Below are 12039 nucleotides of genomic sequence, written 5' to 3' on the forward strand. Positions count from 1 at the left end.
CAACAGCACGCGCTAGGCGAGCCACTCGAAGTAGAACGACCCGACGCCGACGGCGATCAGCACGCCCGCGATGATCCAGAACCGCACAACGATCGTGACCTCGGGCCATCCCTTCAGCTCGAAGCTGTGGTGGATCGGCGTCATCGGGAAGAGACGCCTGCCGTGGGTCGCCTTGAAGTACGCGCGCTGGACGATGACCGAGCCCGCCTCGATGACGAAGAGGCCGCCGATGAGGATCAGGAGCAGTTCGGTGTGGGTGAGGATCGCGAGGGCGCATAGCGCTCCGCCGAGACCGAGCGCGCCGGTGTCTCCCATGATGATCTTGGCGGGACTGGTGTTCCACCAGAGGAACCCGACCAGAGCGCCGCAGATCGCCGCGGCGACGATGGCCAGAGACAGCGGGTCGCTCGTCGGATAGCACTTGGCCACGTTCGCCGGGTTGATGTTGGGGTTGAAGCAGGACTGGTTGAACTGCCAGAAGCCGATCAGCGTGTACGAGCCGATCGCGAGGACCGATGCGCCCGTCGCCAGTCCGTCCAGACCGTCCGCGAGGTTCACGCCGTTGGTGGTCGCCGACGCCAGGAGGTTGATCCAGACCAGGTAGAGGACGAAGCCGACCACGGGCACCACGGTGGCGATCCGGGCGAAGTCGAGTGCGGGGATGTCGCGGATCGCCGAGACGGCCATGGATGCCGGCGTCGTGCCGTCGGCGGTGGGGAACTGGAGTGCGAGCACGGCGAACGCGGTCGCGACGATCGCCTGCCCCGCGATCTTCGCCCATCCACCGAGTCCGAGGCTGCGCTGGTGGTGCACCTTCAGGAAGTCGTCGACGAACCCGACCGCCGCCATGCCGAGGAACATCAGCAGCACCAGGAGCGACGACGGGGAGATGCCGTCCCCGCCGTTGAGGAGGGCGGACACGAAGAACCCGAAGAGCGTCGCGAGGATGAAGACGATGCCGCCCATCGTCGGGGTCCCGCGCTTGACGTGATGCGACTGGGGTCCGTCGTCCCGGATGAACTGCCCCCACTCCAGCCGTCGGAACAACCGGATGAAGAGCGGCGTCAGGAAGAGCGAGAAGGCGAGGGCGAGACCGCCCGCCGTAAGTAGGGTCCCCACGCAGCGAGTCTGGCAGGCGGCGCCTCGCCGGACGTGATCCGCGCCGAGCACTCGAAGAGTCGACGCGCCGGGAGGGGCGACGGCGGCCCGATCGCCGTCGCCCCGGTCGGATGGACTACTGGATGCCCTCGCGCACGAGCCGCCACTGCTGCGTCGCACTGCCGTCGGCGGTGCGCTGCTGGGCGAAGGCGCCGTCGGCCGTCGACGACCCGGCGATCTCGAGCGGTTTGCCGCTGTTCGCGTTCGTCAGCGTCCACCAGCCGCCCGAGGTGCTCGGCGACCACACCTGGGTGGCGTTGCCGGTCGGACCCCATTGCGCCGCCCGCACACCGTCTGCGGTCTGAGCTCCCGGGATCTCGAGCAGCTTGCCGCTGTTCACGTTGAACAGCTGGAGGCCGTTCGACACGGGGTGCACGTTCCACACCTGGCACGCGTTGCCGGTGTCGCCCCACTGCCCGGCTCCCGCGCCGTCCGCCAGGGACGCACTCGCGATCTCCAGGTACTTGCCGCTGTTGCGGTTCACGACGCGGAACTGCGGATCCAGGGCGGTCCCCGGCTTGTAAAGCTGGATGGCGTCGAGTTCGGCGAACGAGGTGCCCCTCGTGAAGGCGATCGTGTTCGCGCCCGCGTTCAGCGTGACCGTCTTCTGCACCCAGCCGTAGCGTCCCCAGTTCACCGTCGCCGGGTAGCTGAGGGTGGATGCGGTGCCGCCGTTGACGCTGACGTTGTGCGTGGAAGCCGCGCCCGTTCCGTTGTCGTAGCGGACGTTCATCGTGTACGAGCCGGCCGACGGGACCCGCACGGTGAAGGTCACCGAGCTGGTCGTGTTGTTGATGTTGCCGACCTTGCTGCCGTTCGACGCATCCGGATCCGTGACGAGGGAGGTGTCCGATGTGCGGGCGGCCTTCTCGGCCTCGTACTGCTGGGCGTCCAGCGGGATGGAGCCGACGCGGATGTCGTTGTAGGTGGTCGTGAGATTCTCGACGTTGGTCGCCTGGTACAGGGTGCGGCCGTCCACCGAGTAGTCGATGCTCTGGGCGAAGCCGCTGAAAGTGCCGCCTTCGGCGTCCGGTCCGTCGTACGTGACCGCCATCGGCAGTCGCTCCCATGGCCCGTCGCCGAGGTTGTAGTTGACGTAGAAGTTCTGACCGCCGTCGATGGTGCCTGTGGCATCCAGCGACCACTTGGATGCGACGACGACCATGCCCTTCGGCCCGCCGCCCGGGACCCACTTCACGTACGGCGACGATCCGATGCCGCGGCCGTTGGCGAGAGTGATGGGCGTGCCGATGCTGGTCGTCGGCGACCAGTTCAGGCCGTCGGGCGACGTCTTGAAGTACACCGGCGCGGTGTTCTTGCTCTGCGACGGCCGGTTGACCACCTCGAACGTGGCGAGGTAGCGGCCGTCGGGGAGCTTGGTCACCGTGATCATGCCGGGCCGGTCGGACTGGTTGTTCGGGGCCGACACGTTCGACTCAGAACCCCAGGTCGCGCCGCCGTCGGTGGACCGCCGATACGACACCGCCTGCAGGACGCCGCTCGCCTTCTGCCGCTCGTCCGAGAAGTAGGCGACCAGGCCGCCCTGCCCGTCGATGGCCAGCGACGGCTCCCACACGGTCGAGGTCGTAGAGGTCGGGCTCGGGTCGTAGACGGCGGGCCCGCCGGTGTCGATGGTGCTCAGATACGACCACGACGTGCCCTGGTTCGTGCTCTTGTAGACGACCAGGCGGCTGCTCGAGCGGTCCTCCGGCATGATCATCCCGGCGAGCAGGATGGTGCCGGCGGCCAGCCCGCCCGTCGCCTGCGAGACCTCGAACAGGAACGGCTGGGAGGTGCGGGTCAGCGTCGGGAACGTCGCGCTCGGCACGACGTCCGTGACGTGCGTCCAGCTGGTCCCGTCGTCGGTACTGCGGTAGATCGGGTAGACCTGCACGCCGTTCACGAGCACGAGCTGGTCGTAGGTGACCAGTTGGGTGCCGTTCGCCGCCCCGCTGTTCTTGAGCACGATGTTCTTCGCGTACGTGGTGCCGGCCGCACGGCCGCCCTCCGGGTTGAACGACGTGCCGGCGGCGGGGGAGTAGACGAGCGATCCGTTGCCGGTCGTCACGGCGGAGGCGGGCGCGGCGGTCAGTGTCGCCGCGACGAGGGCGCCGGCGACGGCGCCGGCCACGGCGAGTGCCCGGAGTCGTCGCCGCGGCGACGCGCCCGATGTGGTGCGTGATGGAAACATTGTCGGTTCCTTCTCTCACTGGTGACCCGTCCGCGGGCGCGGGCGGGCCGTCACGACGTCGGGCTCGTCGTCACGTCTGGACGTCAGGTCAGCAGGCTGACGTCATCGGCAGGCAGAGGGGCGCGCCGGGCGGCGTACTCGCGGAAGCGGTCGGCGACCGGGTTCGGCCGCCGCAGCAACCCGGCGGGCGACTCGACCAGGTCGTGGAGCCCCATGGTCAGCAGGTGGTCAGCACGCGGGCGGTCGCTGTGCCGCCACGTCCACTCGTACATGTCGAACAGCGGCCACCAGACGTACCCGACCACCGGTGCACCCTCGGACCGCATGCTCTCCACGAGGGCGAGCGACTCATCCAGCCAGTGGATGCGCTCCTCGATCGTTCCCGTCACGCACGTCTCGGTGACCATCACCGGTGCGCCGTACCGCGAGGCGAACCGCTCGAGCGCCTCGCGGAGGCCCTGCGTTCCGCGGTCGACACTCGGCCGCGGGTCGGCGAAGCCGCCGCCGTGCCGGACGCCCGCCTCGAACAGCTCGGTGGAGTGGCGCGGGTAGTAGTTGACGCCCATGATGTCGGGGCGCACGGCGTGGGCGGCGAACCAGTCCAGCTCGGCGTCCGTGACCGCCGGGGCGAGCCGGTCGCGGAGCGGGTGGGCATCGTCGACCCGGCCGGTCACGAGGTCTTCGACCAGGTGCACCTGGTGGCGCAGCCGCTCGGCCTCCGCGTGATGCTCCGGTGCGATGTCGTCTCCGACGTAGCTGATGGCGGCATCGACGTGCACGAAGGTCGCACGGTCGCCGATGCGGGCGGCCAGAGCCTCCTGGCTGAGCACGAAGCCGCGCGCCAGGTTCGCGGCGATGGTCGCGAAACCCTCGGCGCCGGTCCGGTAGGGCGGCCAGTAGCCGTACTCTCCGGAGAACAGCGCGTGGATGACCGGCTCGTTCACCGGCGTGTAGTCCACGACCCGGTCGCCGTAGCGCTCGCCGAAGCGGTCCGCGAACTCGGCGACATGCTGCGGGTAGTCCGGCGAGGCGAACTGGTCGGCCAGCCAGGTGGGGGTGCCGTAGTGCAGCAGGTCGATGATCGGCCGGAGGCCGGCGCCGAGCAGCGCATCCACCGCCCGGTCGGTCCAGCCCCAGTCCCAGCGGCCGGGCTCCGGCGCGATCCGGTACCAGGGAACGCCCCAGCGCAGCACCTCGGCGCCGACGCCCGCCGCGAGGGCGAAGTCCTCGCGGTACCGGTCGTAGTGCTCGGTGAGCTCGTACTCGTCGATGGCGCGCTCGCCGGGCCGCTCCTGCGGCACGAAGGTGTCCTCGATCCCGAGTCCGAGGTGCAGGCGGCCGTCCTCGAACCAGCGCGGGGCCGTCACTTGAGCCCCGTGGTCGCGACGCTCTCGATGAAGCGGCGCTGCATGATCAGGAACATGACGGCGAGCGGCAGGACCGCGATGAGCGATCCGGCCATCATCGTGCCGTAGGGGATGATGCCGCTCGGCCCGGTCAGCAGGGTGAGGCCCGACGTGATCGTGCCCATCTCCGGCGACGTCGTGAAGACGAGCGGCCAGAGGAGGTCGTTCCAGTTGTTCACGAAGGTGAAGATGGCGAGCGTGAGGAGGGCGGGGACGGCGTTCGGGAGCACGATGCTGCGGAAGATGCGGAACTCGCCGGCCCCGTCGATCCGCGCGGCGTTGTCGAGGTCGCGGGGGAGGGCGATGAAGAACTGGCGCAGGAAGAAGATGCCGAAAGCGTCGGCCGCCCGCGGGATGATCAGCCCGGCGAACGTGTTGACCCAGCCGAGCTGCGCCACCAGCTGATAGACGGGGATGAGGGTCGCCTGGAACGGGATCATCAGGCTGGCCACGATCACGATCAGCACGACCCTGCTGCCGCGGAAGTCGATGCGGGCGAGGGCGTAGGCCGCGAGCGAGTCGAAGACGAGGGCGAAGACCGTCACTCCGCCTGCGAAGACGAGGCTGTTGAGGAAGAGCCGCCCGAACGGGAGGTCGCTGAAGATCTTGGTGAAGTTGTCCAGCGTCCACGTACCGGGGAGCAGTGTCGGCGGATAGGCGTTGATCTCGGACGCCGGCTTGAACGCCGTGAGGACGATCACGATCACGGGGAGCAGCACGATGGCGGTCAGCACCAGGGCGGCGGCGAAGAGCAACCAGCGTTCTGCGGTCCGGCCGACGCGCCGGCGGCGGGTCGTGGTTGCGGCCCGGGCCGGCGCAGCGGGGGCGAGGGTGGCGGTCATGCGAGGTCCTTCTCACGGCGTCCGAAGAAGCGGAACTGGATGAGGCTGAGGAGGAGGGTCGCGGCCAGCAGCACGTAGGAGAGCGCTGTCGCGAGCCCGAGGTCGAGCTTCTTGAAGCCCTCCTGGTAGATCTCCATGACGACGGTCTGCGTCGAACGGTACGGACCGCCGCCCGTCATGACGTAGATCTGGTCGAAGGCCTGGAGGGCGGCGATCATCGCGAACACGACGACGAACGCGAGGGTGTTGCTGAGCTGGGGGAGGGTGATGCTGATGAAGCGCCGCCAGGCTCCCGCGCCGTCGATCTTCGCCGCCTCGTACAGCGACTCGGGGATCTCCTGCAGACCGGCGATGAAGATCACCATGTAGAAGCCGAAGCTCTTCCAGATGGCCACGAGCACGACGGTCGGCATGGCGAGCGCGGGATCCTGCAGCACGTTTCCGAGCTGGATGCCGACGCTGCGCAGCCAGTAGTTGAGGAGGCCGACCTGCGGGTCGAGCAGGTACGTCCAGGCGAAGGCGGCGACGGCGAGAGAGACGATGAACGGGAGGAACAGCGCCGTGCGGAAGAAGCCGCGACCGAGCAGGCGGCGGTTGGCGAGGAGGAGCGCCAGCAGCAGCGCTGCGATCAGCGCCGTCGGGGTGAAGAGCACCGTGTAGAGCGCGGTGTTGCCGAGGGTGGCGAGCACGCGCGGGTCGGTGAAGACCTGCACGTAGTTGTCGAAGCCCACCCACTCCTCCAGGCCGAAGCCGCTCGCGTTCGTGAACGAGAGGCGCAGGGCCGACAGCATCGGCCATCCCACGAACGCGATCAGGACGACCGTCGCGGGGAGCATGAAGAGCAGGGCCATCGGTCCGCGGCGGCGGCCCGAACGCGGCCGGCCGCCGAGCGGGGCGGGCGGGCGATACGGCCTGCGGCCCGTGCGGGAGCGAGTGAGTGTGGTCATGGTCGCTTTCGGAAGAGGGTGGTGGACCGCCGGGGTGCGGCGGTCCACCGGGTGGATCACTTGCCGAGTGCCTGCTGCACCTGGGTGGATGCCGACTTCAGCAGCGCATCCGGGTCGCCGCCGGCGAGGGCCTTCTGCGTCGCTTCGTCGACCGCCGAGAGCACATCCGTGCTGTTGGCGACGCCGGGGAGCAGGGGACGCGCATCCCCGACCAGGTCGGTGAGCGTCGCCACAACCGGGTTCGACGACACGTCGGAGGACGGGATGTCGGTGCGCAGCGGCGGCCACGCCGAGCCGAGCGACCACTTCGTGGCGACCTCCTTGGTGAAGAAGTACGCGAAGAACTTCTCCGCCGCGGCCTTCTTCGCCGCGTCGGCCTGCGCGGTCACCGCGGCCGAGATGCCGATCGCCGAGGCGGCGGCGCCCTTCGGTCCGGCGGGGATGCCGGCGATGCCGTAGTCGATCTTGTTCTCGGTGGCGACGCCCGCCATCCACGGTCCGCCGATCTCCATCGCGGCCTTGCCGGAGGAGAAGAGCTTGTCGGAGGCGACGCCGTCGAGGCCCGTCGGCGAGATCTTGTCGGCGGTGACGGCCTTCGCCCAGTACGACAGCGTCTCGGCGTTCTCGGAGGAGTCGAGCACCGACTTCGAGCCGTCGACGATCTTCCCGCCGTTGCCGTAGAACAGGCTCGCCCAGACGCCGTTGCCCACGGTCGCGTGGTCGGGGAGTGCCAGGCCGTACTGCTCGGGGGTGCCGTCGCCGTTCTCGTCGACGGTGAGCTTCTTGGCGTCGGCCACCCATTCGTCCCACGTCTTCGGGAACTCGGTGATCCCGGCCTTCTCGAAGAGCGACTTGTTGTAGATGACGGAGAGCGGCACGAAGCCGGTGGGGATGCCGTAGTAGGAGTCGTCGACCTTCTCCATCTCGACCGCTGCGGGCCGTAGCGACGCGCTCTTCGTCGCGCTGCTCGCGTAGAAGTCGTCGAGCTTGGCGAAGGCGCCCTTGGATGCGTACACCGGGAGGGTCTCGGCCGGCATCGCGACGATGTCCGGCCCCTTCTTGGCGGAGAGCGCGGGGAGCAATGTGTCGCCGATGACGGCCCAGGTCTTGGTCGTGGTCTTGATCGTGATCTTGTCCTGCGACTTGTTGAAGTCGTCGACGATCGCGTCGAGCACCTTGCCGTCTGCTTCGGTGTAGCCGTGCCAGAAGGTGAGAGTGACGGGGCCGGAGTCGCCGGAGCCGGGGGAGGTGGAGCAGCCGGCCAGCGCGAGAGAAGCGCCGGCCGCGACGGCCAGCGTCGCGAGCAGTTTCTTCATTGAATGCCTCTCATGGGACCGACCGCTCATCGTCGATCGGATCGGGTTTACAACGATGTAATCAACGTTGTAAATGGGAGTATAGGCAGGCGGCGGAGCGGGCGTCAAGCCGAAAACCGCTTACCCCCCGTTCGGCCGGATCCGGCACGGAGCCCGGAACTGTGCCAGACTCCGCGCCAAGGGGTGTGGAAGACGAATCTCGTCGTATGCCAGGACCCCTCACTCGGGCGGGGGCCTTCGTGGCCGATTCGACATCCACTCCTTCTTCACGTTCTTTCGGCGCGCGCATCGGCGTGGGCGCGACGGCGGCAGCTCTTCTGACGCTGCTCGCCCTGTGCTTCGGCCCGGGCGCGGCGCACGCGGACACCACCCTCGGCGGGCCGGTGGACATCGGGACTGCCGCGCCCTTCGGCGTGCTCGGGGCGAGTGAGGTGACGAACACCGGGCCGACCGTCGTCGACGGCGATGTGGGCGTGTCTCCTGGCTCGTCGATCACCGGGTTCGGGGGCGCTCCCGACGGCACGTTCACCGGAACCCTGCATCAGACCGACGCCGTCGCGGCTCAAGCGCAGAGCGACGTGACGACGGCCTTCAACACCGCCAGCAGCCTCACGCCGACGACCTCCGGCATCGGCGAACTCAACGGGCTGTCGCTGACGCCGGGCGTCTACTCCGGCGGCGCGCTGTCGCTCGCGGACAATGGAGCACTGACCCTCGCCGGCAGTGCGTCATCGGTGTGGGTCTTCCAGGCGGCCAGCACGCTGACCATCGGATCGGCGACGCACATCACGATGACCGGCGGCGCGACCGCCTGCAACGTCTTCTGGAGGGTCGGGTCGTCGGCGACGTTGGGCACGGCCGCGCAGTTCATCGGGACCGTGCTCGCCGACCAGTCCATCACCGCGACGACCGGCGCGACGATCGTGGGCCGCCTGCTGGCGAGCAACGCGGCGGTCACCCTCGACACGAACACCGTGACGGCCCCGACGGGATGCCCGCCGCCGGGCACACCCGTCACGACATCGAGCCCGTCCATCACCTCCGGAACGCCGACCGCCCCGGTCGCCGGGACACCGTACGCGTTCACGGTGACCGCCTCCGGCACGCCGTCACCCACGTTCACCGTGAGCGCCGGGGCTCTCCCGGCCGGTCTCACCCTGAACGGCACCACCGGAGTCATCTCCGGGACGCCGACCACGCCGGGTTCGTCGACCGTGACCATCACCGCTTCCAACGGACAGGGCCCCGATGCATCGGCGACGTACACCTTCGTGACGGCGCCCGCGGCAGTGCTCGTCGGGACGGAGGGGGTGCCGGCAATCGGCTCGGAAGGCGCGACCGCATCACTCGCAGACAGCGGGAGCGACCCCGTCCTGCCGTTCGTCGCGGCTCTCGCGCTGGTCGTCCTGGGGCTCGCGGTGAGCCGTCTCGGAGTGTCCCGTTCGGCTCGCGGCCGGCTCTAGGCGGGCACGTTCGGGCTGTACGGCACGTGGAGCGTGTCGGCGAAGCGGGCGAACAGCGAGGCGTCGCCCTCCAGCTGTACCGCACCGGTCGCGATCGCGGTGTCCGCATCCAGCTCTCCCGCGAGGAGGTCGCGGATCTGCGGGCCCGCGGTGATGACGAGGTCCGGTGCCTCGGCCGCGCCAGGGCCCACGGTGATGACGCCGTCGCGCATGATCAGGTGCGTCACCACCTCGCCGACGCGGACGGTGTAGGCCGTGTCCCACTCCTTCGGCACGACTCCCTCGCCCGCGGCGACCTTCAGCGCTGAGGCGATGGATGCGGTCGTCACGATCTCGCCGTCGCGCGGAGTCCGCATCCCTCCGGCGCCCCAGCGCGACAGTGCGTCCATCGCCGGGCCGAGCTCCTCGCCGCGCGGCGTCAGCCGGTAGACGACCGCCCGCTCACCGCTTGACGGAGCCATCCGCTCGACGATGCCCTCCTCCTCGAGCTCTTTCAGCCGGGAGGCGAGGGTGTTCGTGGGGATCCCGGGGAGGCCGGAGACCAGGTCGGAGTAGCGCTGCGGGCCGACGCTCAGATCGCGCAGGATCAGCAGGGTCCATCGCTGCCCGACGATCTCGGCTGCGCGTGCGAGACCGCAGAACTGCCCGTAGTGCTGGTTCGTCATGAATCTCACAGTAGCACTTGACTTCATTATTTGCAGTGTGCTTTATTTTTTGAAGTACATCCGATGAAGGAGAACGCCATGACCGACACCATCGACCGCGCAGAGCTCGCCAGCGAGCCGACCCCGGTCGCCACCGCAGCACGCAACCGCACCGCGCTCGCCCTGCTCCTCGCCGCCGTCTTCGTCGTCTTCCTCAACGAGACGATGATGGGTGTCGCGCTCCCGCGCATCCAGGAGTCCCTCCACATCGACGCCACCCAGGGGCAGTGGCTCACGACGGCGTTCGCGCTGACGATGGCCGTGGTCATCCCCGCGACGGGCTGGCTGATGCAGCGGCTCAACACGCGGCCCGTCTTCATCGTCGCGATGTCGAGCTTCGTGATCGGAACCCTCATCGCGGCCCTGTCGCCGGTGTTCGAGACCCTGGTGATCGGCCGGGTCGTCCAGGCGGTCGGCACCGCGATCATGATGCCGCTCATGATGACGACGGTGATGACGATCGTCGCGGAGGAGCAGCGCGGCCGGGTCATGGGGCGCGTCTCGATCGTGATGTCTGTCGCTCCCGCGATCGGGCCGATCGTGTCCGGGGCGCTGATCCAGGTGCTCCCATGGCAGGGGCTGTTCTGGGTGATGCTGCCGATCGGACTCGTCATGCTCGCCATCGGGGTGCGCCGGGTGCCGAACGTGTCGGAGACCCGGAAGGTGCGCCTGGACACCCCGTCGGTGATCCTCTCGGCGCTCGCCTTCTCGGCCCTCGTGTTCGGCCTCAGCCAGATCGGCTCCGCGGCGGTCGGCTCGGCGGCGGTCCAGCCGTGGATCCCCATCGTGGTCGGGCTGATCACGCTGGCGTTCTTCGTGTGGCGGCAGCTGGTGCTGCAGCGCACGGACTCGGCGCTGCTCGACCTGCGCACGTTCCTCTCCCGCGACTTCGCGGTCTCGGTCTCGATGATGACCGCCGCCATGGTGTCCCTCTTCGGCGCCTTCATCGTGCTGCCGCAGTTCGCCCGCTACACCCTGGGTCTCGAGCCGCTCTGGGTCGGCGCGATCCTGCTCCCCGGCGGCCTGCTGATGGGGCTGGCCGGTCCGACCGTCGGCCGGCTGTACGACCGGTTCGGGCCGCGGCCGCTCGTGATCCCCGGGTCGATCGGTCTCGCCGTCGCCCTCTGGACGCTGGCGCTCGGTCTCGGCGAAGGGTCGTCGTGGGTCGTGCTGCTCGGGGCGCACATCGTCCTGATGCTGTCTCTGGCGTTCCTCTTCACGCCGGCGTTCAGCTCGTCGCTGGGCTCGCTCCCGCCGCGGCTGTACTCGCACGGCAGCGCCACCATCGCCACTCTGCAGCAGGTCGCGGGCGCCGCAGGAACGGCCATCTTCGTCGCCCTGTACGCGACGGGCGTCGCCTCGACCGGAGGCGCCGACCCGGACCTGCCGACGGCCGCCGCCGCCGCGCACGGTTCGCACCTCGCGTTCCTCGCTGGCGGCATCCTGTCGCTCGGGGTGGTCGTGCTGGCGCTCTTCGTCCGGAAGCCCGCCGCGGGCGCCGCGGAGGTGCCGGAGCTGGAGGTCGCGGAGGCCTAACCGGCCGAGCGTTCGAGATAGGCGCCCAGGGCATCGAGCAGGCCCCGGGTGCCGCTCTCGCGTCCGGGGCCGTCGGCCCAGAACCGGTCGAAGAAGACGCCGTGCTCCACGTGCGTGAAGCGGGTGCCCTGCTCGATCGGGTCGAACTCCAGCGACGCGACGGACGTCGACATGTGGTCTCCGTCGATCCACATGTCGTAGGTGGTGACGATGCGGACGTGCTCGACGATGTCGGTGTAGGTCGCTTCGTACCGAGAGACCGGGCCGTGGTGGAACTTCCCCTCGGCGACGTCCCGTCCCCCGACGCGGAAGTCGAACGACCACTCGCGCGGCTCCATGGCGTCGCCGGCTCCCCACCAGCTGAGCTTCTGCTGCTCGTCGGCGAAGGCGTCCCAGACGCGCTCGGGCGGGGCGGGGTAGTCGCGGGTGAGGGTGAATCCGGCGCGGGCGAGGCGGCGTTCGATCGTCATGGCTGC

Annotated in this window: 10 protein-coding genes; 2 read left to right on the forward strand and 8 right to left on the reverse strand. The window is 69.3% G+C overall.

Going from position 1 to position 12039, the window contains the following annotated elements; genetic code table 11:
• Positions 1-12: 12 nt before the first annotated feature.
• The 6 genes from mraY to AXZ95_RS03255 all read right to left on the reverse strand — a co-directional run bounded on the left by mraY (position 13) and on the right by AXZ95_RS03255 (position 7860).
• Positions 13-1119 carry a phospho-N-acetylmuramoyl-pentapeptide-transferase gene (gene mraY / locus AXZ95_RS03230; RefSeq protein WP_018189565.1) on the reverse strand — a complete coding sequence of 369 codons (1107 nt, stop codon included), beginning with the start codon at positions 1117-1119 and terminating at the stop codon, positions 13-15.
• A 115-nt stretch (positions 1120-1234) separates the two neighbouring features.
• On the reverse strand, positions 1235-3349 hold the full coding sequence (locus AXZ95_RS03235; protein WP_231374325.1) for an RICIN domain-containing protein: 2115 nt from the start codon (positions 3347-3349) through the stop codon (positions 1235-1237).
• A gap of 83 nt (positions 3350-3432) precedes the next feature.
• Positions 3433-4716, reverse strand: a complete 1284-nt coding sequence (locus tag AXZ95_RS03240; RefSeq protein WP_018189567.1) for a family 1 glycosylhydrolase — start codon at positions 4714-4716, stop codon at positions 3433-3435.
• The gene (locus AXZ95_RS03245; protein WP_018189568.1) at positions 4713-5597 is read right to left on the reverse strand and encodes a carbohydrate ABC transporter permease; all 885 of its coding nucleotides are present in this window, start codon (positions 5595-5597) and stop codon (positions 4713-4715) included. Before AXZ95_RS03245 ends, AXZ95_RS03240 begins: the two co-directional genes overlap by 4 nt.
• Positions 5594-6544 carry a sugar ABC transporter permease gene (locus AXZ95_RS03250; protein ID WP_043742038.1) on the reverse strand — a complete coding sequence of 317 codons (951 nt, stop codon included), beginning with the start codon at positions 6542-6544 and terminating at the stop codon, positions 5594-5596. Before AXZ95_RS03250 ends, AXZ95_RS03245 begins: the two co-directional genes overlap by 4 nt.
• Positions 6545-6600: 56 nt before the next feature.
• Positions 6601-7860 (reverse strand): extracellular solute-binding protein, encoded by a 1260-nt coding sequence (locus AXZ95_RS03255; RefSeq protein WP_018189570.1) that lies wholly within the window; start codon positions 7858-7860, stop codon positions 6601-6603.
• Between the two features lie 239 nt (positions 7861-8099).
• Here AXZ95_RS03255 and AXZ95_RS03260 point away from each other — a divergent pair, with 239 nt between their 5' ends.
• A complete protein-coding gene (locus tag AXZ95_RS03260; protein ID WP_166645311.1) occupies positions 8100-9323 on the forward strand; it encodes an ice-binding family protein in 1224 nt (407 codons plus the stop codon).
• Here AXZ95_RS03260 and AXZ95_RS03265 read toward each other — a convergent pair.
• Entirely contained in the window at positions 9320-9988 is a 669-nt protein-coding gene (locus tag AXZ95_RS03265; RefSeq protein WP_018189571.1) for a winged helix-turn-helix transcriptional regulator, read from the reverse strand. The genes AXZ95_RS03260 and AXZ95_RS03265 overlap by 4 nt on opposite strands.
• Before the next feature lie 78 nt (positions 9989-10066).
• Here AXZ95_RS03265 and AXZ95_RS03270 point away from each other — a divergent pair, with 78 nt between their 5' ends.
• Positions 10067-11563, forward strand: a complete 1497-nt coding sequence (locus AXZ95_RS03270; protein WP_231374326.1) for a DHA2 family efflux MFS transporter permease subunit — start codon at positions 10067-10069, stop codon at positions 11561-11563.
• On the opposite strand, the gene AXZ95_RS03275 is transcribed toward AXZ95_RS03270, so the two are convergent.
• A complete protein-coding gene (locus tag AXZ95_RS03275) occupies positions 11560-12033 on the reverse strand; it encodes an SRPBCC domain-containing protein (protein WP_018189573.1) in 474 nt (157 codons plus the stop codon). The genes AXZ95_RS03270 and AXZ95_RS03275 overlap by 4 nt on opposite strands.
• Positions 12034-12039 lie beyond the last annotated feature (6 nt).

Source organism: Leifsonia sp. 115AMFTsu3.1 (assembly GCF_004362795.1).
Taxonomy (GTDB): Bacteria; Actinomycetota; Actinomycetes; order Actinomycetales; family Microbacteriaceae; genus Leifsonia.